Annotated in this window: 26 protein-coding genes and 1 pseudogene; 20 read left to right on the forward strand and 7 right to left on the reverse strand. The window is 56.7% G+C overall.

The features are described from left to right. Positions 1-546: 546 nt before the first annotated feature. Both ACIQY3_RS07830 and ACIQY3_RS07835 read right to left on the reverse strand, forming a co-directional pair. Positions 547-1,473: a helix-turn-helix transcriptional regulator gene (locus tag ACIQY3_RS07830; RefSeq protein WP_403018758.1), complete on the reverse strand. Its 927-nt coding sequence runs from the start codon at positions 1,471-1,473 to the stop codon at positions 547-549. A gap of 148 nt (positions 1,474-1,621) precedes the next feature. Beyond that, complete coding sequence (locus tag ACIQY3_RS07835) at positions 1,622-3,067, reverse strand: transporter (RefSeq protein WP_403018350.1); 1,446 nt, start codon at positions 3,065-3,067, stop codon at positions 1,622-1,624. Positions 3,068-3,197: 130 nt separating this feature from the next. Between ACIQY3_RS07835 and ACIQY3_RS07840 the strand changes: the two genes are divergently transcribed. Beyond that, on the forward strand, positions 3,198-3,677 hold the full coding sequence (locus ACIQY3_RS07840) for an Lrp/AsnC family transcriptional regulator (RefSeq protein ID WP_403018351.1): 480 nt from the start codon (positions 3,198-3,200) through the stop codon (positions 3,675-3,677). Here ACIQY3_RS07840 and ACIQY3_RS07845 read toward each other — a convergent pair. Then, the gene (locus ACIQY3_RS07845; protein WP_403018352.1) at positions 3,674-4,585 is read right to left on the reverse strand and encodes a hypothetical protein; all 912 of its coding nucleotides are present in this window, start codon (positions 4,583-4,585) and stop codon (positions 3,674-3,676) included. The genes ACIQY3_RS07840 and ACIQY3_RS07845 overlap by 4 nt on opposite strands. A 3-nt stretch (positions 4,586-4,588) precedes the next feature. Next, on the reverse strand, positions 4,589-4,750 hold the full coding sequence (locus ACIQY3_RS07850) for a DUF2986 domain-containing protein (protein WP_403018354.1): 162 nt from the start codon (positions 4,748-4,750) through the stop codon (positions 4,589-4,591). A 185-nt stretch (positions 4,751-4,935) separates the two neighbouring features. Between ACIQY3_RS07850 and ACIQY3_RS07855 the strand changes: the two genes are divergently transcribed. Continuing rightward, a complete protein-coding gene (locus tag ACIQY3_RS07855; RefSeq protein ID WP_403018355.1) occupies positions 4,936-5,334 on the forward strand; it encodes a hypothetical protein in 399 nt (132 codons plus the stop codon). Positions 5,335-5,452: 118 nt separating this feature from the next. On the opposite strand, the gene ACIQY3_RS07860 is transcribed toward ACIQY3_RS07855, so the two are convergent. Next, on the reverse strand, positions 5,453-5,821 hold the full coding sequence (locus ACIQY3_RS07860) for a DUF6124 family protein (RefSeq protein ID WP_403018356.1): 369 nt from the start codon (positions 5,819-5,821) through the stop codon (positions 5,453-5,455). A gap of 608 nt (positions 5,822-6,429) precedes the next feature. Here ACIQY3_RS07860 and ACIQY3_RS07865 point away from each other — a divergent pair. The 4 genes from ACIQY3_RS07865 to mqo all read left to right on the forward strand — a co-directional run bounded on the left by ACIQY3_RS07865 (position 6,430) and on the right by mqo (position 9,395). Beyond that, a complete protein-coding gene (locus ACIQY3_RS07865) occupies positions 6,430-6,885 on the forward strand; it encodes a DUF6130 family protein (RefSeq protein ID WP_403018759.1) in 456 nt (151 codons plus the stop codon). A gap of 67 nt (positions 6,886-6,952) precedes the next feature. Then, on the forward strand, positions 6,953-7,180 hold the full coding sequence (locus tag ACIQY3_RS07870) for a hypothetical protein (RefSeq protein ID WP_403018357.1): 228 nt from the start codon (positions 6,953-6,955) through the stop codon (positions 7,178-7,180). 68 nt (positions 7,181-7,248) lie between these two features. After that, positions 7,249-7,455, forward strand: coding sequence for a hypothetical protein (locus ACIQY3_RS07875; RefSeq protein ID WP_403018358.1), 207 nt, complete (start codon positions 7,249-7,251; stop codon positions 7,453-7,455). A gap of 293 nt (positions 7,456-7,748) precedes the next feature. Next, positions 7,749-9,395, forward strand: coding sequence for a malate dehydrogenase (quinone) (gene mqo, locus ACIQY3_RS07880; RefSeq protein WP_403018359.1), 1,647 nt, complete (start codon positions 7,749-7,751; stop codon positions 9,393-9,395). A 160-nt stretch (positions 9,396-9,555) separates the two neighbouring features. On the opposite strand, the gene ACIQY3_RS07885 is transcribed toward mqo, so the two are convergent. Continuing rightward, positions 9,556-10,149, reverse strand: coding sequence for a LysE family translocator (locus ACIQY3_RS07885; RefSeq protein WP_403018360.1), 594 nt, complete (start codon positions 10,147-10,149; stop codon positions 9,556-9,558). Positions 10,150-10,244: 95 nt separating this feature from the next. On the opposite strand from ACIQY3_RS07885, the gene ACIQY3_RS07890 reads away from it, so the two are divergent. The 3 genes from ACIQY3_RS07890 to ACIQY3_RS07900 all read left to right on the forward strand — a co-directional run bounded on the left by ACIQY3_RS07890 (position 10,245) and on the right by ACIQY3_RS07900 (position 12,189). After that, positions 10,245-11,099 carry a LysR family transcriptional regulator gene (locus ACIQY3_RS07890; RefSeq protein ID WP_403018361.1) on the forward strand — a complete coding sequence of 285 codons (855 nt, stop codon included), beginning with the start codon at positions 10,245-10,247 and terminating at the stop codon, positions 11,097-11,099. A 126-nt stretch (positions 11,100-11,225) separates the two neighbouring features. Beyond that, positions 11,226-11,618: a GFA family protein gene (locus ACIQY3_RS07895; RefSeq protein ID WP_403018362.1), complete on the forward strand. Its 393-nt coding sequence runs from the start codon at positions 11,226-11,228 to the stop codon at positions 11,616-11,618. A 157-nt stretch (positions 11,619-11,775) separates the two neighbouring features. Beyond that, the gene (locus tag ACIQY3_RS07900) at positions 11,776-12,189 is read left to right on the forward strand and encodes a hypothetical protein (protein ID WP_403018364.1); all 414 of its coding nucleotides are present in this window, start codon (positions 11,776-11,778) and stop codon (positions 12,187-12,189) included. 283 nt (positions 12,190-12,472) lie between these two features. Here the strand turns inward: ACIQY3_RS07900 and ACIQY3_RS07905 are convergent, their stop codons facing one another. Beyond that, entirely contained in the window at positions 12,473-13,399 is a 927-nt protein-coding gene (locus ACIQY3_RS07905) for a LysR substrate-binding domain-containing protein (protein WP_403018365.1), read from the reverse strand. Positions 13,400-13,689: 290 nt separating this feature from the next. On the opposite strand from ACIQY3_RS07905, the gene ACIQY3_RS07910 reads away from it, so the two are divergent. The 11 genes and pseudogenes from ACIQY3_RS07910 (at position 13,690) to ACIQY3_RS07960 (ending at position 26,819) form a co-directional block, all read left to right on the forward strand. Further along, a complete protein-coding gene (locus tag ACIQY3_RS07910) occupies positions 13,690-15,033 on the forward strand; it encodes an OprD family outer membrane porin (RefSeq protein WP_403018366.1) in 1,344 nt (447 codons plus the stop codon). Positions 15,034-15,596: 563 nt separating this feature from the next. Further along, positions 15,597-17,177 (forward strand): ABC transporter substrate-binding protein, encoded by a 1,581-nt coding sequence (locus ACIQY3_RS07915; protein WP_403018368.1) that lies wholly within the window; start codon positions 15,597-15,599, stop codon positions 17,175-17,177. Continuing rightward, positions 17,178-18,305 (forward strand): NAD(P)/FAD-dependent oxidoreductase, encoded by a 1,128-nt coding sequence (locus ACIQY3_RS07920; protein ID WP_403018370.1) that lies wholly within the window; start codon positions 17,178-17,180, stop codon positions 18,303-18,305. It abuts the gene before it with no gap. Next, positions 18,286-18,582, forward strand: coding sequence for a (2Fe-2S)-binding protein (locus ACIQY3_RS07925; protein ID WP_403018372.1), 297 nt, complete (start codon positions 18,286-18,288; stop codon positions 18,580-18,582). Before ACIQY3_RS07920 ends, ACIQY3_RS07925 begins: the two co-directional genes overlap by 20 nt. Next, positions 18,579-19,979 carry an FAD-dependent oxidoreductase gene (locus ACIQY3_RS07930; protein ID WP_403018373.1) on the forward strand — a complete coding sequence of 467 codons (1,401 nt, stop codon included), beginning with the start codon at positions 18,579-18,581 and terminating at the stop codon, positions 19,977-19,979. Before ACIQY3_RS07925 ends, ACIQY3_RS07930 begins: the two co-directional genes overlap by 4 nt. Next, positions 19,976-20,917 (forward strand): ABC transporter permease, encoded by a 942-nt coding sequence (locus ACIQY3_RS07935; protein ID WP_403018374.1) that lies wholly within the window; start codon positions 19,976-19,978, stop codon positions 20,915-20,917. Before ACIQY3_RS07930 ends, ACIQY3_RS07935 begins: the two co-directional genes overlap by 4 nt. Continuing rightward, positions 20,914-21,786 carry an ABC transporter permease gene (locus ACIQY3_RS07940; RefSeq protein WP_403018376.1) on the forward strand — a complete coding sequence of 291 codons (873 nt, stop codon included), beginning with the start codon at positions 20,914-20,916 and terminating at the stop codon, positions 21,784-21,786. The genes ACIQY3_RS07935 and ACIQY3_RS07940 overlap by 4 nt, the downstream gene beginning before the upstream one ends. Beyond that, positions 21,783-23,684, forward strand: coding sequence for an ABC transporter ATP-binding protein (locus tag ACIQY3_RS07945; protein WP_403018377.1), 1,902 nt, complete (start codon positions 21,783-21,785; stop codon positions 23,682-23,684). Before ACIQY3_RS07940 ends, ACIQY3_RS07945 begins: the two co-directional genes overlap by 4 nt. 139 nt (positions 23,685-23,823) lie before the next feature. Continuing rightward, on the forward strand, positions 23,824-24,921 hold the full coding sequence (locus ACIQY3_RS07950; RefSeq protein WP_403018379.1) for an NAD/NADP octopine/nopaline dehydrogenase family protein: 1,098 nt from the start codon (positions 23,824-23,826) through the stop codon (positions 24,919-24,921). Continuing rightward, positions 24,915-25,961: pseudogene (locus ACIQY3_RS07955) on the forward strand (methyl-accepting chemotaxis protein); the annotation flags it as partial. The gene ACIQY3_RS07950 and the pseudogene ACIQY3_RS07955, both read left to right, overlap by 7 nt. Before the next feature lie 144 nt (positions 25,962-26,105). Next, complete coding sequence (locus ACIQY3_RS07960; RefSeq protein ID WP_403018760.1) at positions 26,106-26,819, forward strand: methyl-accepting chemotaxis protein; 714 nt, start codon at positions 26,106-26,108, stop codon at positions 26,817-26,819.

The raw sequence follows: 26,819 nt of genomic DNA on the forward strand, positions 1-26,819 counted from the left end.
ACCCAAATCCCCTGTGGGAGCGGGCTTGCCCGCGAAGAGACCGGCACATTCAGAATGGATGTCGGCTGACCCACCGCTTTCGCGAGCAAGCCCGCTCCCACACTGGATCTGCAGTGGACGCAGTATTTGTGAACAACCCACATCCCCTGTGGGAGCGGGCTTGCCCGCGAAGGCGGACGGTCAGCCAACATCAATGGCGCCTGACACGACCCCTTCGCGAGCAGGCTCGCTCCCACATTGGTGTGGTGTCGTTCGCAATATTTGTGGCCAGCGACGGTCCCTGTGGGAGCGGGCTTGCTCGCGAAGAGGCCGGCACATTCAGAATGGATGTCGGCTGACCCACCGCTTTCGCGAGCAGGCTCGCTCCCACATTGGTGTGGTGTCGTTCGCAATATTTGTGGCCAGCGACGGTCCCTGTGGGAGCGAGCCTGCTCGCGAAGGCGATGGCACAGTCAAAAACAACATTGCCTGACCCACCGCTTTCGCGAGCAAGCCCGCTCCCACAGTGGTTTTGTGGTGTGCCAGGGACTGTGTAGAACGGCCCAGTCAGCGCCGTCGGTTTTTCACTTCCGCCGGGCTGACACCGTAGGCATTCTGGAAGTACTGGCAAAACCTGCCGACATTGCTGAACCCATACCGCAAAGCCACATCCGTCACCGACATCGCGGCGCCACCCGCCAGCGCATCGTAGGCACGCTCCAGACGCACTTGCCGTTGGTAGGCCACTATCGAAGTCCCCACAAATCGCTGAAACCCATCTTGCAAAGCACGCTGGCTGACGTTGCTCAGCCGCGCCAACTCCGTGCCGCTGAGCAGATTATCCGGATGCTCCCGAATGTACTCGACCGCCAGCTTCACATGCCGTGGCGCGATCAGTGGCGCCGGGCGGCGCAGGGCCGGGGTGAAGTTGTGCGGCCAGGCCTCCAGCACCGCGTCCACCAACATTTCCCGCAGGCGCGAAGGCATCAGCGTGCCGGCGTTGATCAGCAAGTCGAACTCAGTCCCCGTGGCCAGGTCGATCAACGCCTTAATGCCTTGGAAGGCTGCAGCATTCAGATTCACCTCCGGTTCGAAAACCACCTTGTTCAAGATCGGCTTGCCCAGCAGCGTCGACAGCCGTTCGGTGATCAGACTTCGCTTGATCGAAATCCCGTGCTGCGCATGGTTGTCGATAAAACGCATCGAACGCACATCGGCCTTGTCGATGGCCAGTCCGACATGGGCGATGCCCACCGACTCGGTTCTGTGATTGAAGACGATCGTGCCGGCGGTAGGGATAACGAAGGTGATTTCATCCACCGGATCAGGAAACGCCACCGTGAAATCGCCGCGATAGTGCATGCGCCGAAAGCTCACGCCTTCGTGTCGGCCATAGACCCCGCCGATGATGATGTGCCCCGGCGGGGGCGGCGTGTCGGCATAGCGGTTGCCGAACATCTTCGAGAACAGCGCGCCAAAGTCATCGCAGCGCATGTCGTTGGATCTGAGGATGATTTGCTGGCGTGTCGAGGTTGAGAACACCTTGAGGGGCACCTTGGGTCAGGCTGCTGGGGGGGCACAGGGCGGGTCGCGCGAGGAAGATAGCAGGCGGGCGTTACGGGTTTGTGACGCCCCCCGGTTTCTACCATGCGCTCAGCAACCCGGCACCCAACGCGACCAACGCCGTATTGAGGCAGACCAGCACGAAGCCGAACCGAACCAGCTCACTGTCTTCCGTGGCCGTAGTTTTGGCCAGTCCCAGGATCAGCATGACGATCGACAGCGAGCCCAGCGCCGCATGTCCTGCCGAGCTATTTTGTACCGCGGCCAGCAATAATCGAGAGGGCTCGGGCAGCATCGCGATGGCCGGCATGAAGATCGCGTTGCCGCCCACGTTCGAGCCGGTCATGTAACCGGACAGTGCGCCGAGCATGGTCACCAGCGAAGTCGCGCCGGAGGGTGACAGGCCCGCCAGCAATTGCATCAAACCCGTCAGGAAACCGGCCTTCACCATCATCTGCGACATCGCGAGAAAGAAGAAAATCGTCAACAGTGGCCGCTTCGCCCGGGCCGTTAACGCAACAATAAGGTTGGCGCCGGGCTCTACCTGATGTCGTGCGTTGCGCGTGTGAAACCCCAACCCGATCAGCACCAGAGTCAGCGCGATGCCAGGTGATGCGAGAGGCTTCCAGGTGACCTGGGCGCCTTGAACGATCCAGAGATCCTGCCAAGCCGTGATCGTCCACAGTGTCTTCAACGCCACAATGGAGACAATCAACACCTGATACGGCCACGCCTGACGCGGCCATTGCACCGAACCGTGTTCGCTGCGCCGCCGCCACAACCCGGCAGCCAGCACCGCGCCTGCTGTCACCAGACCCGCCGCAACGCCGGCCACTTCCGGCCCCAGCCACCGACTGACGCTGTACAGCACCGCCACAAACAGCAGCCAGAAAGCGCCGAGCGCCTGCCATTCCCGCGACTCGCGAACGCCGGCCAGATACAGCGCCATCGCACCGAGGGCCAGAAAAACCGGCGCACTGATCAGTGCCGAGGTCGACGCCAGTGCGGTGGCATCCAGGTGAGCCAGCGAGGCGCCAATCACCGAGGCCAGGCCCAACGTTCCCCACGGCATGATCGCCATGCCGGTCAGCGCAATGCGCAGCGCGACCCGGCGCTCGAAGAGGCTGAGCAGCAGCGGCACCGTGGCGATCAACGACACACCGAACCCGGTCATCGCTTCCAGCAACGGCGCCAGCCCGAGAACGATAAACACCACCTGATTGCCGCGCCCCAAACCCAGCGAGCGCACCCATTGACTCAGCGTCAGATTGACGCCCAGGCGCTCGATAAAAATCACGAAGGCCAGCCCCGGCACGATCACGAAAGCCGTACTGGCAAACAGCACCGCCGTATCTTGCGCGGCCGCCACCATGCTGCCCGGCTGCCACGCATCCGCAGCGCCGGCGAGCCACAGCACGATGACGAGGAGGGTGCCGGCGATAGCGGCGTGAACGGGTGGCCGGCGCAGCACCACGAGCATGGCTGTCACCAACAAAACCGGGGAGAGATGAAACAAAGCGACCATGCCAAAAATATCCTTGTGAGTTCCCGACTCAGGCTGCGGATGCAGACTGTGGGCAAGATAATATTTCGCACGACTGGATAAAGGGCCTCGGTTTTCTGGTAGTTTTCGAGAAAATTTCTCGCGGCCTACCATGATCAAAAACGACGCTGCATCCGAATCGCTGGACAAATTCGACCGCGCCATCCTGGATCTCGTCCAGCGCGACAACACCACGCCGCTGCGCCTGATGGCCGAGCAGGTTAATCTCTCCACGGCTGCCGTGCAGCGGCGCATCAAGCGCATGGAGGAGCGGGGCGTCATCACCGGCAATGTCGCCATCGTCGACCCCACCGCCGTCGGCCGGCCGATCACGATCATTGTGGAAGTCATGGCCGAGCGCACCAGCATCGAGGCGCTGGAGGCGATGAAGGCACACTTCGCGGTGCCCGAAGTTCAGCAGTGTTACTACGTCACCGGCGAAGTGGATTTCGTCCTGGTGCTGACGGTGGCCAGCATGCAGGAATACCAGGCGTTAGCGCGGCGTTTGTTTGCTGAAAACGCCAACGTGACCTGGTTCAAGACCATCGTGGCGCTGGACCGAGTGAAAGTAGGGCTGGCGGTGCCGAGCTAAACCGTCGTCGAAGTTTGACGTTCCGGACAGGGCCCGACGCTGGCTTGCGCCTTGTCCACCAGCCGTTGTATCCATTCGGCATCTTGCTGATTGACCACGGCGTAGCGATCGGGAGGAAAAAAGGTCCAGTGATGGGCGACATCGGCAAGGCGCTTGAGCTCATCGGCAGACAGCCAATATGGCGTGTTCACCAATGTCATCGGTGCGCCGCTGAAGCGCCGACCGAGAGAGAGGTTGGTGCCGGGAGCGAAGGCGATCGCCAGTTCCTGGCCGGGGTGCATGTGCTTATCCGGCGCGGGCATTTTTCCCTCCCGTCCGTAGCTGAAACTGCCCGGAAATTGTTCCTTCAGCACCAGCCAGTGACCCGCAGTGGTTTTCGCCACGACCCATTGCGACACACCGCTGTCTTGCACGCCTTCAAGCTTGCCGTTTTTCCATTGCATAACGGTGTTGCAGTCCGGGTCGTAATCGGAAGACCACAGGTTGATGCCTGATTCCAGAGAATGGCGCTCAAGCTCGACCAGCCCTTCATCCGGCATCGACTGCCAGTAGCGTTTGGTCGGGTCGCGGGTATCGCGCAGATAGTTGCGTAACACCCAGGCTGTCATGAACAGCAGCGTCGCCAGTGCAAGCCAGCCATAAGACGCGCCGACGATCCGGTCGATATCCACGTCAGGCGCAAACAACGATCGATAGAGCAACAGCCCCAGTAAATACGCGAGACCCGGCAGAACCGGGCCAAAGCACAACGGCGGGAGCAACACCGCGATCCAACTGAAACGATGCCCGGAAGCACGCTCATACGCCCAGGCTTTCTCCTGAACAAGCATCGGCGCCTGTTCCCGTGGGGCAATGCCAGGATCGGGCGTCTGAAAGCGTATGTATCGCGTGTAGGAATCGTCGCTCATGGATCAGCTTTCAGAGGCACTGATGGCGTCCGGATCGGCTTCAGCCTCCAGCTTCAACCGGTCGGCTTTACTGATGTACTTATCCTTTTTTTGCGGCGCCAGTTTGGCACTGGCCTTCTTGGCTTTAGCCTTGAACAGTTGCTGTAATTTTTTTTGACGATTCATCTCGTTCTACCGGGCTTGAAAACGCTCGAATGATATCTGAAATAGATCGCGGATTTATTCAATGGGTTATTTATCCAGAAAATAGAACTGTCCCGCTATCCACAAAAAAACATTGTTGAATAGCCCTTTGCTACTACTCTGAGGTCGCAGATGTCATGCGCAAATAATCAAATGGAAGGTCAAGGATGAGCACGTTCGCACGATCCCTTACTGTCGAGATTTTCAACTCAAGCGGCGCTGACATTACTGTCAACTATGGACTATTGACGGGGGGAGAATGGGCGACATCGCCGGTTCCCGGCACGGTAATCCGCGCCACCCAACAGCAAGCCTATGTTAACGGTGTGTCCAATACCCTATCGTCACTCGGAGGTCAGATTTTACTGACGCCTGCCACGGGCGGCAGCATCGCCCCGGTATGGAACTGGCCGGCAGGGTCTCCGGTTTCTGGCAGTGTGAACAATACGGCGACGGATCTCGCCATTACCTACCAGATGGTAAACACCCAAACCAATAACCCCACGATGCAGATAGTGGTCGCTAATGCGAGCACCAGCGGTAAGTTCGTAGCGGCGGGGAAGTAAACCGATCTCTGATCGAATGTGGGAGCGGGCTTGCTCGCGAAAGCGGTGTGTCAGGCGACACAGTCATTGACGGTGCCGACGCCTTCGCGAGCAAGCCCGCTCCCACAGTGCCCGGCTGCTACCCGGGCTTGTGGTTATCCAGTACGCGATTGACCGCCAGTTCACCCATCGTGATCACCCGGTGCAGCACCCGCATCGTATGGCGTCGCGGGGCGTCATCGAGGTCGACGAGATCGTTGACCATCTCGCGGGCTTCTGCGAACGATTCGCTGGCCTCGACGAGCAACGTTTCGTCATCCACCGCTGCGTCGATGGTGAAGATGGTGCTGCGCTTGCGGGGCGCTATCTGCGTTTTCGTCGCCCCGGGGTTCAGGTAATAGTTGAGCGCGCGGTCGGCCGACTCTTTCAGTTTCTTGGGGTCAAGATCAAAAGAGACGTCGTAGGGCACTGGACCGGTATTTGGGGGGTTAGGTGTAACTTTGAACATAGATGAAACTCCCATTTTCGAACTTAAGATTAAGGAGCCATCACCTTCGCTACCAAACGAGGGGTGGCGGCCATACGTGGGTTGGTAGACCGGTCGAAAACGGGAAACCCGGCGCTCGCAAGGAGCCCCACGCATGACCACCATATAAAGCTGAGTCCCAAAAAGAGACTACATAAGGTGCCGCCATGCGGATGTTTTCGAGGCGGGCTACCAAACCCGATCACTGTTTTGCAGTGACCCGGAAACGATATAGCCCACCCCACAGCCGCACAAGCCGGCGGATTCTGGCGTACGCGTAGGCAACGACGCAAGGCGTTGTAGCCGCTTATGACGTAACACTGAGTGTCTTTAAACGCGCGCCGTTAAACATGATCATACCCAGCGCAGACGCAACGCCAGCGGAGGTTTTAGAGCAGGCTGAGAGGGCGGGGCTGACGCAGATTGAGGTGGTTGATCAATAGAGACGATGGCAGCTTTAGCGGTCTGGTATGCGCGTCTTGGCGGTTTTGAATGACTGACTCTGCCTGTCGGTTCAACCGTTCGATGCAGCATAGACAATGGGTCGGTTTGATCTAGCCTTGAATAAGATCACGCTGGAGAAAAACTCCATGTCCCTCGCGCTCAGAAATCTGTTTGTCTTTGCCTTCGCAAGCTTTGTTTGCATCGCCGCATTCGGTCAAGGAGAAGCAGATACCCATCACCCACCGGCAATACTCCCATTGGAATCCGAGGCGCTGCCCAAACTCACTGCCTATCCACCGCTTGCCGAGCCGCTCGCCCGCGGTGTTGTCATCATCCAGTATCGAACAGAGCACGCCAGGATCATGCCGGTATTTGGCAAAGCGGCGGGTGACGTCTCACCCCGTCTCGGCCACCTCCATGTGACCGTCGATGACTGGAAAGGTACATGGGCGCATACCAGTGAAGACCCGATCATCCTGGTTGGGCTGACGCCCGGAACTCACAAAGTTCTTCTGGAAGTCGCCGACCCGACTCACAAAATCCTCACCAGTACGACAGTGAGTTTTATAGTGCCCGAGAAGCAACCACCAAACGCCGAATAGTTGAACCAAGCACTGATTAATCAAGTCGGGATTGTTAACGGCACTTCTTCCCTGACGAGAATCAACCATGCGCTACTACACCCTGAAATACCTGTTCGACGGCGAGCCCCGCACCCACGTGTTCGATCTCAAGCAGCCTCAACTGCCCATTCACGAGGCGGCGATGCACCTGCTACAACTGCATTTCGGGGATGGCGAGAATAGCCTGATCATGCCCAGCGCAGACGCGACGCCGGCGGAGGTTTTAGAACAGGCCGAGCGGGTAGGGCTGACGCAGATTGTGGTTGTTGATTAATAGATCTGATGGCAGGTGCAGAGACTTGGCTTGCACCTTGTCAGCCAATAGACATGCGGCACACCGGTATGACCAAGATGAAAAATCCTGAAGATGTGCCAGGTGCATTCCAAGCTGCCTGGAATGATCACGACATGGCTGCTCTAGGCGGACTGTTCGATCAGGAAGCGACGTTCGTGAATCGTTTCGGACACTATGTCGGGGGCATCGAGAAGATTGTGACGATTTCTGCCGGTTGCCACCGTCCGCTTAGGGCCGATAGACGCCTCCCGTGAAACGCTAATTTTTCGACCAAAACTAACGTCGCATTTGCCGGCAACCACATGAATTCACGAATGTGGCTGTAATTAAATGCAAATTGGCACAAAAAGCACGCATACACCTGACCAGGACTCTTCGATCCTCGTTACCCTGATTCCATTGGGTGCCGAGCATGGAACCCAATAGGGATCCTGGATTCACGTGATGCTTGATCTTGAAGCTTCTCACCAGGTCTTTACCTCCTATCACCAACGATAGAGCCAACTGAGCGGTAAGGATGACCGTAAATTTGCGGGAGAAGCACAAGATGAACACGAAAAGACTGAGACACATTCTTGCCGGTTTAACGCTGTCTTTTGGCGCTGTGCATTCGCAGGCCGAAGAGGCCAAAAAAGTCGACGTACTGCTGATCGGTGGCGGCATCATGAGCGCAACCTTGGGCGTGTGGCTGAATGAATTGGAGCCGGGCCTCTCGATGGAGATGGTCGAGCGCCTCGACGGTGTCGCCTTGGAAAGCTCCAATGGCTGGAACAACGCGGGCACAGGTCATTCGGCCTTGGCCGAGTTGAATTACACGCCGCAAGACGAGAACGGAAACGTCACGATCTCGAAGGCCGTTGAGGTTAATGAAGGCTTCCAGCTGACCCGGCAGTTCTGGGCTTGGCAGGTCAGGCAAGGGGTGCTGAAGAACCCGCGTTCGTTCATCAATTCCACCCCGCACATGAGCTTCGTCTGGGGCGATGCCAACGCCAGCTTTCTGAAAAAGCGTTATGAGGCGTTGCAGGCTAGCCCGCTGTTTCGCGGAATGCAGTACTCCGAAGACCCGGCCGTGATCAAACAATGGGTTCCGCTCATGATGGAAGGGCGTGATCCCAAGCAAAAAATCGCGGCCACGTGGAATCCCAATGGCACTGATGTCAATTTTGGAGAAGTGACCCGCCAACTGGTCGGTTACCTGAAAACCTCGCCGAAATTTGCCTTGAAGCTGTCAAGCGAAGTGCGCGACATCACTCGAAACGAGGACGGTAGTTGGCGCGTCAGCTATAAAAATCTCAAAGACGGGAGCGAAAACGTAACCGATGCCAAGTTCCTGTTCATTGGTGCGGGTGGTGGCGCGCTGAAGCTGTTGCAGAAGTCGGGTATTCCCGAGGCCAGGGAATATGCGGGCTTTCCAGTCGGCGGCTCATTTTTGGTGACAGAAAACCCGGCCATAACAGAGCGGCATCTGGCCAAAGCCTACGGTCAGGCGTCGGTGGGGGCGCCGCCCATGTCGGTTCCGCATCTGGATACACGTGTACTGGACGGCAAGCGCCTGATCCTGTTCGGACCATTCGCAACTTTCAGTACCAAGTTTCTCAAGCAGGGCTCCTTTCTGGACCTGCTGAGTACTACCACGGTAGACAATGTGTGGCCGATGACTCGCGTCGGCATCAAACAATATCCACTGGTCGAGTACCTGGCCGGCCAACTGATGCTGTCGGACGAGGATCGGCTCAGTGCTTTGAAAGAGTACTTCCCCAACGCCAAGGCCGAAGACTGGCATCTGTGGCAAGCGGGCCAGCGCGTGCAGGTGATCAAGCGTGACGAAGCTGCCGGTGGCGTGCTGAAACTGGGCACGGAGATTGTTACGTCCCAGGACGGCACGATTGCCGGCTTGCTAGGTGCTTCTCCAGGCGCGTCGACCGCGGTACCGATCATGGTGAGCTTGCTGCAGAAAGTCTTCAAAGACAAAGTCGCGACGCCCGCCTGGCAGGAGAAACTGCATCAGATCCTCCCGAGCTACGGGACCCAACTTAACGACGATCCGGCGAAAGTGGCGGAAGAGTGGGCCTATACCGCCAAGATTCTTGAGCTGATGCCGCCACCGGTGATCAGTCAAGCCGCTACGCCGAGTGCTGAAAAAGAGGAGGGCAAACCGATGGAAGAAAAGGCAGCGGCTGACATGGCTCTCTGATTAACAAGACCACCCATTCGCAATGCCTTGTATCGCTGACTTAGAGAAAAAAGCCCGCTGGACGTTAACGGTCAGCGGGCTTTTTTATGGGGCGAGAGAAGCTAGCCTGAAACTTTCCACGTATTTACTGGCAGGGCGTCAAGCGCTTAGCCAGAGGTTCCTAAAGCCAGATTGGCACAATAGACACAGCCAGCAGCGCACCCAGCAGCATGTTTAAAAATCGCCATTGTCGTTCGCTCTTCAATTGCCGCGACAGCGCCAATCCGGCGCCGCACCACAGCGCCAGCGAACACATGCAAGATATGCCAAACACCAGGCTCAGCAGCAACGCAAGTGACGCCGGCCCCGGTGTCAGCGAAGCGAATGATGCGGCGGCGCTGAGGGTCATCGCCCAGCCTTTGGGGTTTTGCAAAAGCATCCAGATGCCCGTGAGAAAACTTGCGGGCTTTTCGTTGACCGCGGCGTTACCGGGTTTTCCTCGTTTCGCGATCTGCCAGGCCAGCCACAGCAGATAAAGCGACCCCATCAGTTTCATCGCCAATTGCAGCGACGGCGCCGCCAGGATCAGGCTGCCCAGACCGCCAGCCGCCGCGACGGCCATCAGCGCCAAGCCAAATGAGATGCCCGCAAGCAATGGAAGTGAGCGCACCCAACCGAAATTTGCTCCGGAGGCTGTCGCCAAGGTGGTTGCGCCGCCCGGGCTGAAAGTGGCGACCATAACGAAGAGTAGAAGCGGAAGTATTGAACCTGGCATGGCGAGTTTCCTTAAGTGGTCTCGACTTAATAGCCTGTTGCCAAGTAGCATTAAAGCTAATGTTTGTAATGCTAAATATTAGGAACCCTAATGCTATGCAGACTCTGGATCTGGTACTCCTGCGCAGCTTCGTCGTGGTCGCTGAAAAACGCAGCATGACGGTGGCTGCCAAGCATCTGCATGTGAGCCAAGGAGCGGTCAGTCAACAGATCAAACGGCTGGAGGAAGTGCTGGGCGGGGTGTTGTTTTTACGTGATCGGCGCGGCATTCGCCTCGCGCCACTTGGTGAGCGCTTGTTTACCAAGGCCCAGCAAATGCTCACGCTTAACCAGCAGATTTGGGCGGACGTGAAGGGGAGCACGCTCCAGGGGCGGGTGCGCCTGGGTGTCCCTTACGACCTCGCCGGCGCGTGGATTGCGCCAATCCTCAAGGCGTTTGTCGAGGCGAATGCGCAGGTGGAGCTGTCACTCAAATGTGGCTCGTCGCTAGAGCTGAAAAATGAAGTCGACAAAGGCGCACTGGACCTGGCCATTATTGAGGAAGCGGCCGCGGGGGCTAACGGTGAATGCCTGATGATCGATCGTTTGGTATGGGTCGGCGCCAGCGGTGGAGCGGCCTTCCTGAACACACCATTGGCGGTATCGCTGGTTGCCGAGACTTGTGCATTTCGTGAGCCAGTGATCGCTGCTCTGGAAGGCCAGGATCGACAATGGAAGATGGTATTTGATAACGGCAACCTTGAGACAACGCGAGCGATGGTCGGCAGCGATCTGGCCGTGTCGGCGTGGTTGAAGTCGGCAGTGCCGCCAGGCCTGGAGATCTTATCTGCCGAGGCGAACTTACCGGATTTGCCGCCGTTTGCGATTTCGCTGGTGAGATCAAAAGGCACTGCGAGTGCGGCGGCTGTGGAGCTGGTGCGGCACATTCATGAGCATCTTGATCAATCCTGATTCGCCGAGATCTGCATCTGAGATCAAGGCCGCGCAGGACACTTTCTCCATATAGAGGAAGCGCTCAATCTCCCCCAACTGCTAGCGTTAAACATTCCAACGGTTCAACCTCCCAGGAGAAGCCCCATGAACTCATTCACCGGCGGCTGCCTATGCGGCGACGTCCGAATCGTGGCGACAGGCCAACCCTACCGCGTCGGCATCTGCCACTGCCTCGACTGCCGCAAGCACCATGGCGCACTGTTTCACGCTTCCGCGATTTTCCCTCAAGATGCGGTGACCATCACTGGAGAAACACAGGACTACGCTGGACGGTTTTTCTGCCCACGCTGTGGCTCATCGGTTTTCGCCCGCACTGGCGACGAAGTCGAAGTGAATCTGGGCTCTCTCGACACCCCGGATCAACTCAAACCTACCTACGAAAGCTGGATCGTCCGGCGCGAATCCTGGTTGCCGGCGTTTCCGCTCGCTAAACACTATGAGCATGATCGTGAGGGGCCGGGACGGTTTGAGGAGTAAGGGCATCCAGGCGGATGCACTTCATTGATTGTGTGATGGCATATTAATATGAATACTGGCCGCCAAATGGGGCGACGCGTATAGCGACGATCCTGTGCTCACGAAAAAACAGGCGTCTGCATCTCAGGACGGCGACACACATTATGGAGACGTACAGATGGCCGAAGAGATTGTTAAGTCCAAATGGGTCAATTTTCTGGTGGCCGACGCTGAGGTGAATTACGGCCTGGCGGATGATGTTTATTCGATCGCCGGCAGCGGCAATGTCGGTGCGTTAAGCAGGGTGATGGAGGCTTTCAAGCAAGCCAACGGTGGGTTGTGGGTGGGCGGGAAGATGGCGCTGACCCGAACGTCGGTTCGCTTGAGCGCCAGTGCTTTGAACCGCCTGGTTCAGGAGGGGACCCTCGATATTGATCTGCCGCTGGCGATGATCCGCAAGGTGACCATTGAGGGTGGGTTTGTGACCAAGATCGTTCGTCTGGATACCGACGCTGGCAGCGTTAAATTTCGCTGTTTTGGGGCAAGGGACGTCGCCGCACTGATAGAAAAGATGACCCTCTCGCGGGCCTGAACACAATAAAAAACCCGCATCACCGTGCGGGTTTTTTACGTTTGAACGCTTGCTCGCGAAAGCGGTGTGTCAGGCGACATTGTCATTGACTGTGCCGACGCCTTCGCGAGCAAGCTTCGCTCCTACAGGGGATGTGCCCGGCTGCTACCCAGGATTTGCCCAGCGCAGACGCAACGCCGGCGGAGGTTCTAGAGCAGGCCGAGCGGGTAGGGCTGACGCGGATCCAGGTCCGGCAGCCTTCGGTTTCGTAGGGCCATTCAAATGCATGGCGTCGACTGGTTAATTAGCCTCGAACAATCAAATTAGCAGGAACCATATTTCGTATCTCCCGGCGCGCATGATCTATGAAGGGCTTCAAGATAAGGGTCGATGAGTTTCGCTGGGAGATGACTATCGAATAATCGTTGATAATCACAGGCTCAAACGGGATGAATTTAAGCAAGTTTCCCGAGTAGCCACTGGCCGTCAACGGGTCGACAATCGAAATGCCTAATCCGGCTTCGGCTAATTTGAGTATGGCGATGGTTGTCTGCGTTTCGGCACTGATCCGGCGTTTGACTCCATAGGAAACCATCAAAGAGTCGATCTTCATCCGAACCTCCATCAGCGGCAAAAGCGATATATAGTTTTCGCCTTCGAAATCTTCGGGGCGCAATGTACGCTTGCGCGCCAATCGGTGATTGACGGGAACCACGCCTACCATTTTCGCGGTGACCAGCGTTTCACTGTTGCCGAGTCGCGTGGCCCTCATGGGAAACATCGCGAACCCCAGATCACATCGGTCCTGCTGAACCATATCCAGTACGGTTGCCGAACTGTGCATGTGCATCGATACAACTGCATCCGAATGCTCGAGCGTGAAACTTGCGATGGCCTTGGGTAAAAAAGACAGTGCCATGCTAGGTGCCGCCGCAATCTCAATACGCCCAAGTTTCAACGTTTTGATGTTGGATGCGGCATTCGCAATCCGCTCAATGCCAATCAAGGATTGCTCGACGTCCTTGAACAGAAGCGCCGCCTCTGGCGTAGGCAATAAACGCCCTTTGATTCGGGTAAAAAGCGAAATGGAAATTCGCTCTTCCAGGTCGGCGATAAGGCGCGTCACAACGGGTTGGGTGACTTCGAGCATCTCTGCTGCACCCGTAACGGTTTTGCGCACCATGATGGCGCGAAACGCCTCAAGGTGACGCAGTGTGATTCTATTCTCCACACGTCTCTCCCGGCTAAATAGCATTACAACATGGGCTAATAGTATAGCGACATTAAAATCGCCATCTGATATAAATTAATTCATATAAATCAATATATTAAATACCCGTGGCACCTCTATTGCTAAAAAACATGTATGGAATTCACCTCGTAAAATTTAACGCTGATTGGAGCGTGAATGCCATAGCAATGCGGGTGTTACGGTTCAAGGATTCGATATGTGGGCGTGGCGACATATCGGGCACTTGCTCCGGAGCACGTAAAAAAATAACGTTTCAGGAGCGATAACAATTGAAAAAGAGCACCCTGGCATTAGCCGTTGCCACGGGCATTTTGACCCAACACGTCAGTGCCGCCGGCTTCATTGAGGACAGTAAAGCCTCCATCAGTTCCCGCACTCTGTATTTTGAAAGCGATCAGCGTGACGCCGGCGGTATTGACCAGCGCCAAACGGTCACCGGTCTCAAGTTTGATTTTCTGTCCGGCTTCACTCAAGGAACAGTAGGTTTCGGTCTGGATCTGCAAGGTGTTCAGGGCTTTACTCTGGGCGGCGGTACTTCTCCGCACGGGCCTGCGACGACCAACACCGTTTCTCCCCTCGATACGGATGGCACACCGGTTGGAACGTGGGGGCGTGTGGGCGCTAACGCCAAGATCAAGTACTCCAAGACTCAGCTGACTGCAGGTAACGCGCTGTCGCCTAACTTGCCCATACTGGTGGCCAACGATGGTCGCTTAGTGCCGACCGCCTTCCAGGGCGCCATTCTGACCTCAAATGAAATTGATAACGTTACGCTGACAGCCGGTGAGCTGAATCGTGTTATAGGACGGGCGTCCTCAAACTGGTCTGCAATCGCCGCGGGTGGTCGCAAGGGCTCTGACAGTTTCCGGTTCGTGGGTGCAGACTGGAAGGTAACGAAGGATCTCACGCTGCAGTACTACCATTCACAGCTTGAAGACTACTATCGCCAGAATTTCTTTGGCTTGCTTCATGTTTTCCAGATAGCACCCAATCAAACATTCAAGACCGACTTGCGCTACTTCAACAGCAAGTCAGATGGGAAAAACGGTAGCGACGTAAACTACCAGTACAAGAACGGCTATAACGCCGGCGGCTTAGGCAAGGTGGACAATGACACTTGGTCCGCCGCTTTCATTTATACCCTCGGCGGGAACGTTTTTACGTTGGGGCATCAGCGAGTCAGCGACAGTGGTGGTATGGCGTACGTTAACAATGCCAACGTTGTTGATGGCCGTGGGCGTAATGAAGGTGAAGGCGGCGCCAGCATTTATTTGTATACCGACCTGACAATCAACAGCTTTGCCAGGGCGGGCGAAAACACTACGTTTGGCATGTACAGCTATGATTTTGCCGGACTTGGAGTGCCCGGTTTAAAGCCGTCCATCTACTATGCGAGCGGTCGAGACGTGCGTGGCACGGGTAACGCAACCACTGGACGTTATGATGAGTGGGAGCGGGGTGTCCGGTTGGACTATACCCTGCAGAGTGGGCCGTTCAAGAACTTGAACTTCTCGCTGCGTCGGGCAAACTTCAGGACTGACCTTCCAGAGACCATCGTGAAGGATCAGGATCAAACTCGGTTCTATATAAATTACACCTACGCACTTTGGTAGGCGCAAAAGATAGCCATCTAGTTCAACGCTGATTTTTTAATTTATCTAACCTCGCAATGCAGGGCTACAGCCTCGGACGTTGGCGCATCACTGTGCGTCATCGTCCGGGGCTGTTGTGTTTTCACACCATTTAAATTCGCTGTTCGACTACTGCAAAACCGGATTTTGCGGCATGCGGTCACCTGTATCTGTGGGCCGAAATCTGATCGATCGCAACGCGCACCAAAGTGTTACCTCAAGTAGCGAATCATGCTCGGTGGCAGAACCTGAGCACTACATTGGGTAGCAGGTGCATCAGCCTTGGGCATGCTTTCAGCCATAGGATCGCAAGTGCATAGCATTTAAGCATTGGCCCATATCATTAGGCTTTAGATATCAGTAATCGAAAAATAAAAATCTTTATTAATCAATCGTTTAAATAACGATGGCCTTGGCATTGCTAAATAACATGGTGTAAGGCTAACGATGGTGCGGGACGTGGAATAGTCGCTTGCGATCTAGGCTATCCATGTAGTCATCGGAAAGCCCTGCTGTGGTCTTATCAATAATCAAGGAGCCCTTCGATGAAGTCTCATGGTCTGACGATTCGTTCGAGTGCATTAGCAGTACTTCTGGCGTTGTATGGCTCAAGTCCTTCGGTGTTCGCCCAGGACGATGCCCGTCCTCTTATCACAGTCAGCTCGGGCGCTTCTGACATCACTACGCTTGATCCACACCGTGCGACATTGGTTGGGGATAAGGGGGTCGTGTCCGAACTGTTCAATGGGCTGGTTCGTTTCCCGCCAGGAAGCGCCGACCCCAAGGAATTACAGGGCGACCTGGCTGAGAAATGGGAAGCGTCAGCGGATAACCGGATCTGGACTTTTCACCTGCGCAAAGGCGTTCAGTTTCACGGTGGTTACGGTGAACTGAAAGCGGCCGATGTCGTGTATTCGATCCAGCGTGCAGGGGATCCCAACCGTTCGAGTTTCGCGGCTAACTTCGCAATCATCGACAAGGTTGAATCGTTAGACGACTACACGGTGCAGATCACGTTGAAGTACCCGGATGCAACCTTCCTCGGTCGCGTATCCAACTATCACGGCGGCAATATCATCAGCAAAGCCGCTGCGGAAAAACTGGGCGACAAGTTTGGCCAATCGCCCATTGGTACCGGACCGTTCGTATTCGGTGAGCATGTCACGCAGCAATACGTAAAACTGGTCGCCAACGACGCCTATTTCCTGGGTAAACCAAAACTCGGCGGGATCACTTATCGGTTGATTCCTTCAGATAGCGCACGGGATCTCGCGTTCACTTCGAACGAGCTGGATCTAACTGCGGGCAAGCGTGAGCAACGCTGGGTTGAACGCACAAGAAGTCGTGGCGTGAAGGTCGATGTATTTGAACCCGCCGAATTTCGAACGCTGTTTCTCAATCGAACGATCAAGCCGTTGGACAACCTGAAAGTGCGTCAGGCGATCGCCGCCGCCGTCAATCTGGACGAGATCGTGCGCTATGTGGGCAAGGATGTGGCGGACAAGGGCTGCTCGGTCATACCCAATGGCTACCTCGGCGTGGATTGCACTGCGGGTGGCTATAAATACGATATGGATCGCGCCAAAAAGCTGCTGACGGAGGCGGGATTTGCGAACGGCATTGTTCTCAAAGCGGTGGTATCCAACGCGCCTGCCCAGCAACCCATCATGGAAATCGTCCAGGCGCAATTGGCCAAGGTCGGAATCAAGCTGGACATGGAGGTCGTCGACCATGCGACCTATCAAGCCAAGAGCCGCCAGGATCAGAGTGCGATTGTCTTTTACGGAGCTGCGCGGTTCCCTAATGCCGATTACTGGCTGACCGAATTCTATGACTCCACGGCATCGATTGGCGCTCCTGGGGCCATGTCCAACTTCGGCCATTGTTCGGTGGCTGACGAGGCAATCCGCAAAGCACGCGTTGAAACCAATTCGCAGGAGCAGCTCGTCCTGTGGAAGCAGGCACAGTTGCAGATTCATGACGACGTCTGCGCCATCCCCCTGTTTGGCCTGAAACAAGTCTGGGCACACAGTGATCGCGTGAACTACGGCTACGACTTCAAGGGTGCGCTGAACCTGCAACCGCCGATTACCGAACTCACAACGGTTACCGGGAGTGGGCGCTGAATGTCCTTCGAATATGACGTGATCGTCGCGGGCGGCGGAATGGTCGGTGCCGCCATCGGGTATGGGTTGGCCGGAATGAATCGCCGGGTGCTGATGCTGGATGGCGCGGATACGGATTTTCGTGCAGCCAAGGCCAACTTCGGTTTGATTTGGGCCCATGGGAAAGGCTTCGGGCACCCTGCTTACCAGCGCATGTCACTTCAGGCGGTAAAAGACTGGCCTGAGTTCGCCATGCAGCTGGAGGCGGAAAGTGGCATGGAGTTGGCGTATGAGCGCAACGGAGGATTGAACTTCTGCCTGAGCGAAGATGAGTTCAACGCCCGCACGCATCACATAACCAGGTGGCACGCCCAGACCCCGGAGCTTGCCCCCTCAACTCAAATGCTGGATCGGGCCGAGCTCAATCGACGTTTCCCCTCATTGCGTTTGGGCAAGGAGGTCGCAGGCGCAAGTTTTGGTGAACTGGATGGACACGCAAACCCCCTTCGTGTGCTGGCGGCGATGCATCAGGCCTTCCTGCAAAGGGGAGGGACACTGCGCAGCAATCATGCCGTGAAGGCCATTCACAAGCTGTCGGGTGGCGGGTTCGAAGTGCTGGCCGGGACGTTCCGAGCGCGCGCTGAGCGGGTAGTGATTGCGGCGGGTCTGGGATCGTCGGCTCTTGGGCCGATGGTGGGGCTCGATGTGCCATTGCGTCCCCAGCGGGGGCAAATCCTGGTGACCGAGCGACTCGCCCCGTTGCTGCCCGTGCCGGCAAGCGGCCTGCGTCAAACAGGCGAAGGGACGGTCATGATCGGTGTCACCCAAGAGGATGTTGGGTTCGACCTGGCCACGACCGCTGAGGGTGCCGCGCGCATGGTGCGCAAAGCCCTGAGGATTGTTCCGGATCTGGCGAAAGCGAAGTTGATCCGCCAATGGTCCTGCCTGCGGGTCATGACACCGGACGGCAATCCCGTCTATGCGAAATCCATCAGCCATCCAGGCGCGGATATCGCGCTATGCCATTCCGGCGTGACCTTGGCTTCCTTTCATGCGGGCGCCTACGCCAAGGCGCTGATTGACGGGGTACTGCCTGCCTCTTTGGAGATCTTTCATCATGGGCGTTTCAATGTTCAAAAGACTGCCTGAGTCGCCAGCCGCTACATTGACGCTGTTTATTGACGGCAAATCCGTTGCAGCGGCTGAAGGCGAGTCTGTCGCCGCTGTGCTGTTGCGGCAGGAAGGGCTGGCCAGCCGCACGACTCCGGTGCTGGGCACCCCGCGGGCGCCCTATTGCATGATGGGCGTTTGCTTCGATTGCCTCGCGGTCATCGATGGTGTCGCCTCCACGCAATCCTGTCTGGTGACAGTGCAAGAGGGCATGCAGGTGGAACGCCAATATGGTCGGCGGAGCGTGACGGCATGACACGTAAATTTGATGTGGTCGTGATCGGTGCCGGTCCCGCCGGCATGAGCGCGGCGATCGGCATGCGCGAGCTTGGCCTTGGTGTTCTGGTGGTCGACGAGCAACCTGCGCCGGGAGGACAAATCTGGCGCGCAGTCGAAGCCGTGGCGCCCACCCCGACAGGTGCGATTCTTGGAAATGAGTACCGCGCGGGTGCCGAGCTCGTTGCACGATTTAGAGGGTGTGGCGCGGTTTATGAACCACAGACCCAGGTCTGGAAGATCGAGCCAACATGGAGGGTGTTCCTCAAGCTTGACGGGCAGGTCGAGGCGGTGCGTGCCGACCAGGTTGTATTGGCCACTGGCGCTCAAGAGCGACCGGCGCCGTTTCCTGGTTGGACGTTGCCGGGCGTATTGACCGTCGGCGCAGCCCAGATCCTGTTGAAGACCTCAAGCCAGGTGCCTTCACAACCTGTGTGGGTGGTCGGCTGCGGTCCGCTGCCACTCTTGTATATGGCGCAGCTGTTGCGTGCGGGAGGACGTATCGCCGGGTGGATCGATACTTCACCGCCGGGTGGATGGCGCCGCGCATTACCCTGGGCGGGCGCAGCGCTGGCCGACCTGAAGGAAATCGGCAAGGGCCTTAAATGGTTGTATGAAATCAGAAGCGCCCGCGTTCGCCGAGTGCGCGGAGCGACTGCCCTGCGAGCGCTGGGTGAAGGACGCCTTGAGGCATTGGAATACGTCCAGTCCGACGGTAAGTCGGTTCGTGTCAAAGCGAGTGTGTTGCTTTCACACGAGGGCATCGTGCCCTCCATCCACATTTCACAGGCATCGGGCTGTAAACACAGTTGGAGCAAACAGCAGTCATGCCTCTCGCCTGACCTTGACGAGTGGGGGCAAACCACCGAGTCCGGTATCTACGTGGCCGGTGATGGCGCGGGAATCGGCGGTGCGAAAGCGGCGTGTGTACGGGGTGAAATTGTTGCGCTTGGCATTGGCATGCGTGCCGGACGTATCACTGCAGGCGCAGCGAGCGCCAGGAAGAAAAAACTTCGAGAGAAGCTGGATTCATTACTGCGTTTGCGGCCAATGCTTGATGCGTTGTATCCACCTCGGGCAAGCATTCTCGCGCCATCCAACGACACCATTGTGTGTCGCTGTGAGGAGCTGACCGCAGGCGATATTCGCAAGGCCGCTGCGATCGCTTTGCCTGGCCCCAATCAACTCAAGGCGTTTACCCGGGCGGGCATGGGGCCCTGTCAGGGCCGACAGTGCGGATACACGGTCGCGAACATCATTGCAGCGGAACAAAAACAGTCTGTTGCGACCGTGGGGTATTTCCGTATTCGCCCACCGTTGAAGCCGCTGACGCTCGGTGAGTTGGCGTCGCTTAATATCGATGAGGATAAGTCATGATGCAATTTGCGATCAAACGACTCCTGCTGGCCATACCTACGTTGATTGCCATGTTGACGGCGGTGTTTGTATTGGTGCGCCTGGTCCCGGGCGATCCGGCAGCGGTGATGCTCGGCGATCAGGCCAGCGCCGAGTCACTGAGTGCCATGCGCACTCAGCTCGGCCTGGATCAACCGGTTTACGTTCAATACCTGCAGTTTCTTGGCGATATGTTGTCGGGCAACTTCGGTGTATCCATGTCCAGCGGCCGGACCGTGGCGCAAGAAGTGGCCCTGGTGCTTCCCTGGACACTGCAACTGACGTTGGCGTCGATTGTGATTGGTCTGATCCTGGGCTTGCCTTTGGGCGTCTGGGCGGCACTGCGGCGTAACGCTTGGCCGGATTACCTGGGCCGAGTGCTGTCGTTGGTGGGATTGTCATTTCCAGCGTTTGTGTCGGCGATTCTGATGTTGCTGGTTTTTGCCATTCATCTTCGGTGGTTCCCGGTGATAGGCAGTGCCGTGGATGGAGGATGGCTGGCGCAGCTGCATGCGCTGGCGCTGCCGGCGTTCAACCTTGGCCTGATCATGACGGCCTATGTGATGCGCGTTACCCGTTCATCCATGTTGGGTGTCATGGGTGAAGACTACATACGAACGGCCAAAGCCAAAGGTGTCCCCGCGATGCGCCTGGTCTTGCGGCACGGCTTGCGCAATGCACTGATCCCCATCGTGACAGTGGTCGGATTATATTTCGGTACGTTGATTGGCAACTCTGTACTGACTGAGATTGTGTTTAACCGACCAGGGCTGGGTAAGTTGATTCTTGGCGCATTAAATACTCGTGATTACAGCTTGCTCCAGGGTTTGATGGTGGTGTTCGCCTGCTGTGTCATTGTCGTCAACATCTTGACCGACCTTGTCTATGGGTTGGTTGATCCTCGAGTGAAATTCAAATGACCTCTTTAGCCGCACCATTAGCCGCCAGGCCGAATGGGCTTTGGCAGGCCTTGGCTACCAATCGAATGGCGTGGATCGGTATCGGATTGCTGTTACTGATCATATTGATTGCCGTGTTTGCGCCGCTGTTGGCGCCCTATGATCCTTTGCAGCAAAACATTGCTTATCGACTTGAGCCTCCGTCCGCAGAGTTCTGGCTGGGCACAGACAGTTACGGACGGGATGTCCTGTCACGGCTGATCTATGGCGCACGCGTGTCACTGCTTGTCGGTTTCGTGGCGGTCATGATTGCCATGACTATCGGCTCTGCACTGGGTGTTCTCGCAGGCTATGTAGGCGGGGTGCTGGACCGGTTCATTATGGGGCTGGTTGACGTGTTGCTTTCCTTCCCGACCTTGCTCTTGGGACTGATGGTGGCTGCCATGCTGGGCGCGAGTCTGGAGAATCTGATCATCGCGATCGCCATCACCGAAATTGCCCCATTCGTGCGCGTCGCCCGCGCACCGACCATTGTGTTGAAACAACGGGATTTCGTTGAAGCGGGCCGCTCATTGGGATACGGGCCGATGCGTCTGATGGGTATCCACATACTGCCGAACATGATTTCAGAAGTCGTCGTGCTGGGCGCCCTGTGGATGGCGACCGCGATTCGCACCGAAGCGTCGCTGAGCTTCATCGGTCTGGGTGCGCCGCCACCCACACCGACATGGGGCAGCATGATCCGTGAAGGCTTTGAAAATATTCTGGATGCGTGGTGGCTGACGGTCTGCCCGAGCATCGCGATTCTACTGACGGTCCTGGCGCTCAGTCTGCTGGGCGATGCGTTACGTGACGCCATAGATCCCAAAACACGATCGGAGCGCTCATGAATACGCACAGCGTCATCACCTCCAGCTCTCGGAGCATTCAGACCCCTATGAATGACACTCTCATCAGCGCCGCGGCTTCAGCCGGGACCCAGCAAGCAGTTCTGCAAGTCAGCGGGCTCAACGTAGCGTTTCGCCGGGGCGACGCATGGGCCTCAGTCGTCAATGGCCTGGATTTCAGCGTTGCGCGGGGCGAGACCCTGGCAATCGTCGGCGAGTCAGGTTCCGGCAAGAGCGTTTCAGCGATGGCGGTCATGGGACTGCTGGCGTCAAAAAGCAGCCGCGTCCAAGGCAGCATATGCCTGGATGGGAGGGAGTTACTGACCCTTTCGGAACCTGAAATGGCGACCCTGCGCGGTAATCGGATCGCCATGATTTTTCAGGAGCCGATGACCTCGCTCAACCCGGTCATGAGCATTGGGGAGCAGATTGCGGAACCCCTGCGTCTTCATCGCCGGCTGAATCACGCCGAAGCACGCGCCGAAGTTTTGCGCCTTATGGACCGAGTCCGAATTCCGGCAAGTCACCAGCGTTTCAGCGATTACCCTCATCAGTTTTCTGGCGGCATGCGTCAGCGCGTAATGATTGCGATGGCGTTGGCGTGCAATCCATCGGTGCTCATCGCTGATGAACCGACCACGGCGCTCGATGTGACCATCCAGGCGCAGATACTGGAACTGATCAAAGAACTGCAAACGCAAGAGCAGATGGCGGTGGTGTTCATCACTCACGACATGGGAGTCGTAGCGGAGATCGCGGATCGCACTTTGGTGATGTACCGCGGTGACATGATCGAGACCGGAGTCACCGCTGACATCTTTGCGCGCCCGCAGAAGGCGTACACCAAGGCACTGATAGCGGCGGTTCCAGAGTTGGGCTCCATGAATGCGCACAATCTTCCCCAGCCATTTCCGATCTATGACATCAAAACCGGCGCGACCGCTCCGGTTCCACGGGTCAGCGACAGCGTTCAACATGACGCTCCGTACTTGCTGGAAGTATCAAACCTGGTCGCGCGTTTCGACGTTCGTTCGTCTTTCTTCAAGCGAGTGACCGGGCGTGTTCATGCGGTAGAGAACGTTAACTTCAATCTCCGACGCGGTGAGACGCTGGCTATAGTCGGCGAGTCCGGTTGCGGTAAGTCGACGACAGGGCGACTGATCACAGGTCTGTTATCCGCAACGGGCGGCCAGATCAAGGTCGAGGGTCAGGACATTGGGAGCATCGCCCCGATGGAGCGCGCCAGGAAAATCCAGATGGTTTTCCAGGATCCCTACTCAAGCCTCAACCCACGTCAGAGTGTTGCGCAGGCACTCATCGAACCGTTGCGGGTGCATCGTCTGGTCAGTTCGCGCGACTGCGAACAGGTGGCAGTGGAGTTGCTGGCAAGGGTGGGATTACCGGCCGATGCAGTGTTGCGCCTGCCCCATGAGTTTTCAGGCGGGCAGCGCCAGCGCGTTTGCATTGCCCGCGCGCTGGCGTTGCGGCCTGGAACGATCGTAGCGGATGAAGCGGTTTCAGCACTGGATGTATCGGTGAAGGTGCAGATCGTCAATCTGCTGTTGGAATTGCAGCAAGAGATGGGGCTGGGGTTCGTTTTCATCAGCCATGATATGGCCGTGGTGGAACGCATCAGCCATCGCGTGGCCGTCATGTACATGGGTGAGATCGTCGAAATAGGTCCCCGCGCCGAGGTCTTCAGCAATCCGCGACACCCTTACACCCGTCGTCTGCTCGAAGCGGTCCCGGTCCCTGATCCGGCGCGCCGTCAGACTCGGCACCTGGCCCCCCGCGAACTGCATACCCCCTACAAGTCACACGACTTCAAACCTGCGGTCAGGACCTACCATCAGGCGGGGCCCAACCACTTTTACATGGAGCCGGGAGACGAGTGGAAGTGAGTTGATGTTCGGTGGATGAACTTAGTCGCAAGGACAAGTTGAGCTGAAGTAACGATTCATATCTAAAACGATGCGATGCAAGTAGTGCCGTGCGAGCGCGGTACTACGCATCGTAGACACACAACTGTGGGGTTTATAAATGCTTCGCTTGAAAACTGGAATAGCTGGTTCTGGTGCGATAGGTCTCGCCTATGCAGCCTGGATTTCACATGGCCAACATGATGTTGCCGTCTGGTCGCCTCAGACAGGAAGTGCAGAACTGCTGCGAAGCGAGCCGCTGCGAGCAACGGGATTGCTCGAAGAAGCGTTTCCAGTCAGCTACGCAAAAAGTGCCGAAGAACTCGCCACTGGCGTTGACGTGATTGTCATTGCCTTGCCACTTAATGGGCATCGCGCAGTCATGGACGCTCTGTTACCGCATCTACGAACGGGGCAGATTGTGATTGTCAGTTCCATGGCTTCTCTCTCCTCACTTTATTTGTACGAGCGTGCTCTCAAACGTGGCATTGAGATCACTGTTGCGAGCTTTGGTACAAGTGCATTAACGGCTCGACGCAAGGGGCCTGTACATGTCCACATCATGACGAAGCGTCCGAGTTTAGGAGTTTCCTGTTTACCCGTTTCGCAACAGGGGCTTGCGTTGAATGTTTGTAAATCACTGTTCGGGAGTGACTTTAAAGCTGAAGAAAATCCACTGAGTTCGATGCTTTCCAACACCAGCGCCGTCGGCCATGTGCCGCTAGCCTTGTTCAATTGGACACGAATCGAACGCGGTGAAGATTGGCCGCAGTACTACTACATGACGTCCAGCACAGCAGATGTGATCAACGTACTGGATGTCGAGCGCCGTTCGCTCGCCAGTGTCTTTGGTTGGAGTCTCCCAAGCTTTAGTCAGAAGCTGCGCCAGTCGTTCAACATTGAATCGGTTGAATTAGCCGACGTGGCCAGGGAACTTCACCGAAAACGAGGCGGCCCCGCCGGCCCAACCCATATAGAGACGCGTTATATCTGGGAGGACGTGCCCTACGGCCTGTTATTTACGCTGGCGCTTGGGCGTATTGCGAACGTTGCAATGCCCGCTACAGAAGCCATCGTTGCCACAGCCGGGCTGATTGTCGGCGAAGCGTTGCTCAAGGCCAATGACCTGATTGAGGCGCTGGGGCTTTCAACTGAAACCGTTCAGGGCCTACTCAGCCGGGTTAATGTGGGTTCGCCCTGCAAGGAAGCGTTATGTTGACTAATGCGCTTCTGAATATCGCCGTAAGGTCGAAACTCATACTCGGCTTTACTCTGGTTATCGTCCTGACCGTTCTGATCGCATTTACCGGTTGGAGCGGTATTCAAACGTTAAGCCAGAGAAGCGAAAAAATTGCAGACATTGGAAAGCTCGGCACGTTGACGCGGGACATGTTAATTGGCCGCTTATCCTATGCGATCAACTACGATGCTGATCATGCCGCCAGTTGGCGGGTCAACCTGGAAAATCTGGAAAGCCATTTGGTTTATGTACGCTCGGTGCTTGTTTCCGAGTCCGATGCTCCACATCTGGAGGCAGCAGCCTCCGCCTTGAAACAATCGTGGGAACACTACAACGACATCATTCGTGGCACCGCCGCAATGGTCGCCAGTCGTGCAACGGCGGGGCGCCAGGCTGAAATAGCGACCAATGCGCTAAATGACCTGGACGATTTCGCGAACTCCTCGGAAGGGAATATTGCTCAGCGTGCTGCAACGGCGCAGGCGCTCAGCCTGTTTCAAAAAATGCGTTTCGATGTGCGCGGTTATACCTACTCTCTGAATGCCGAGACCAAAAAAGTGGCGGGTTCTTCCGTCGCCACGACTATCGGGTATATCAAAAATCTGGAGGGGTTCGACTTACAAGCGAACACAGTGAAAACTCTCCAGACGTCGTTAAATGTGTATCAGGATGCAATTTCCCGGTTTGGCGATGCGCAGGTGGCTGTCGAGGATGCCCAGACCGGTATCGAACAGAATATTGCCAGCCTGCTCTCGTCCACTGCACGACTGACTGAGAACCAGGAAGCCTTGCTGGTCAGTGATATCCGGCAGGCGGAAAAATACCTTGTTCTATGGTTGATTGTCGTTCTCGTCATGAGCGTCTTGATCGCCTGGATCATTACCCGCTTGATCGTTACACCGCTACTCGATGCTTTAAGGCTCGCGGAGCAGGTAGCGAATGGTGACCTGACAGACACACAGACCACGACTCGTCAGGATGAACTGGGGCGATTGCAGACCAGCATGCATAAGATGACGGCTAACTTGCGCGTGTTGATTGGCGGTCTACGTGACGGTGTGATTCAGATATCCAGCGCTGCTGAACAACTTCAGACGGTGACTGAGCAGACTAACCATGGCGTCAACAGCCAGAAGAGCGAAACAGACCAGGTCGCCACGGCCATGCACGAAATGGCTGCCACTGTGCAGGAAGTCGCAAGGAACGCTGAGCAAGCTTCCCGGGCGGCGATCAGCGCTTCACTGGAGGCTCGGGAGGGTGGCGACGTTGTTTCAAAAGCGATCCTGCGAATCGAAAGGCTGGCGATCGAGGTTGGTCACTCCAAAACCGCCATGGACGATCTCAAAACCCAGAGCAACAAGATCGGTGGGGTGCTGGATGTGATCAAGGCGGTGGCAGAGCAAACCAACTTATTGGCCCTCAATGCCGCCATCGAGGCTGCGCGGGCTGGTGAAGCCGGACGAGGATTCGCGGTGGTGGCGGACGAGGTGAGAAGCCTCGCCCAACGCACCCAGATATCGACAGAGGAAATCGCATTACTGATCAGCGGTTTGCATAGCCGCACGGAACAGGTTGCGGCGATCCTGGACAACAGCCGAGTGTTGAGTGACAACAGCGTGGAGCTGACACGCGATGCTGGGGCGTCCATCATGAGTATCAGCCACTCAATCTCGACCATCGAGTCGATGAATGTCCAGATTGCGGCGGCTGCGGAGCAGCAAAGCGCGGTGGCAGAAGGCATAAATCGAAGCATTCTGAGTGTTCGGGATATTTCCGAACAGAACGCTTTCGCCAGTGAAGAAACTGCGTCGTCGAGTGTCGAACTCGCTCGCCTGGGCGTTCAATTGCAGAGTATGGTGAGTAAATTCGCCATCTAA

This window comes from Pseudomonas sp. NPDC096950 (assembly GCF_044762525.1).
Lineage (GTDB): Bacteria > Pseudomonadota > Gammaproteobacteria > Pseudomonadales > Pseudomonadaceae > Aquipseudomonas.

Coding starts and splice junctions, on each gene's coding strand:
- ACIQY3_RS07830 (WP_403018758.1), bottom strand. CDS start 1,473: ATGCGCTGCGATGACTTTGGCGCGCTGTTCTCGAAGATGTTCGGCAAC.
- ACIQY3_RS07835 (WP_403018350.1), bottom strand. CDS start 3,067: ATGGTCGCTTTGTTTCATCTCTCCCCGGTTTTGTTGGTGACAGCCATG.
- ACIQY3_RS07840 (WP_403018351.1), top strand. CDS start 3,198: ATGATCAAAAACGACGCTGCATCCGAATCGCTGGACAAATTCGACCGC.
- ACIQY3_RS07845 (WP_403018352.1), bottom strand. CDS start 4,585: ATGAGCGACGATTCCTACACGCGATACATACGCTTTCAGACGCCCGAT.
- ACIQY3_RS07850 (WP_403018354.1), bottom strand. CDS start 4,750: ATGAATCGTCAAAAAAAATTACAGCAACTGTTCAAGGCTAAAGCCAAG.
- ACIQY3_RS07855 (WP_403018355.1), top strand. CDS start 4,936: ATGAGCACGTTCGCACGATCCCTTACTGTCGAGATTTTCAACTCAAGC.
- ACIQY3_RS07860 (WP_403018356.1), bottom strand. CDS start 5,821: ATGTTCAAAGTTACACCTAACCCCCCAAATACCGGTCCAGTGCCCTAC.
- ACIQY3_RS07865 (WP_403018759.1), top strand. CDS start 6,430: ATGTCCCTCGCGCTCAGAAATCTGTTTGTCTTTGCCTTCGCAAGCTTT.
- ACIQY3_RS07870 (WP_403018357.1), top strand. CDS start 6,953: ATGCGCTACTACACCCTGAAATACCTGTTCGACGGCGAGCCCCGCACC.
- ACIQY3_RS07875 (WP_403018358.1), top strand. CDS start 7,249: ATGACCAAGATGAAAAATCCTGAAGATGTGCCAGGTGCATTCCAAGCT.
- mqo (WP_403018359.1), top strand. CDS start 7,749: ATGAACACGAAAAGACTGAGACACATTCTTGCCGGTTTAACGCTGTCT.
- ACIQY3_RS07885 (WP_403018360.1), bottom strand. CDS start 10,149: ATGCCAGGTTCAATACTTCCGCTTCTACTCTTCGTTATGGTCGCCACT.
- ACIQY3_RS07890 (WP_403018361.1), top strand. CDS start 10,245: ATGCAGACTCTGGATCTGGTACTCCTGCGCAGCTTCGTCGTGGTCGCT.
- ACIQY3_RS07895 (WP_403018362.1), top strand. CDS start 11,226: ATGAACTCATTCACCGGCGGCTGCCTATGCGGCGACGTCCGAATCGTG.
- ACIQY3_RS07900 (WP_403018364.1), top strand. CDS start 11,776: ATGGCCGAAGAGATTGTTAAGTCCAAATGGGTCAATTTTCTGGTGGCC.
- ACIQY3_RS07915 (WP_403018368.1), top strand. CDS start 15,597: ATGAAGTCTCATGGTCTGACGATTCGTTCGAGTGCATTAGCAGTACTT.
- ACIQY3_RS07920 (WP_403018370.1), top strand. CDS start 17,178: ATGTCCTTCGAATATGACGTGATCGTCGCGGGCGGCGGAATGGTCGGT.
- ACIQY3_RS07925 (WP_403018372.1), top strand. CDS start 18,286: ATGTTCAAAAGACTGCCTGAGTCGCCAGCCGCTACATTGACGCTGTTT.
- ACIQY3_RS07930 (WP_403018373.1), top strand. CDS start 18,579: ATGACACGTAAATTTGATGTGGTCGTGATCGGTGCCGGTCCCGCCGGC.
- ACIQY3_RS07935 (WP_403018374.1), top strand. CDS start 19,976: ATGATGCAATTTGCGATCAAACGACTCCTGCTGGCCATACCTACGTTG.
- ACIQY3_RS07940 (WP_403018376.1), top strand. CDS start 20,914: ATGACCTCTTTAGCCGCACCATTAGCCGCCAGGCCGAATGGGCTTTGG.
- ACIQY3_RS07945 (WP_403018377.1), top strand. CDS start 21,783: ATGAATACGCACAGCGTCATCACCTCCAGCTCTCGGAGCATTCAGACC.
- ACIQY3_RS07950 (WP_403018379.1), top strand. CDS start 23,824: ATGCTTCGCTTGAAAACTGGAATAGCTGGTTCTGGTGCGATAGGTCTC.
- ACIQY3_RS07960 (WP_403018760.1), top strand. CDS start 26,106: ATGCACGAAATGGCTGCCACTGTGCAGGAAGTCGCAAGGAACGCTGAG.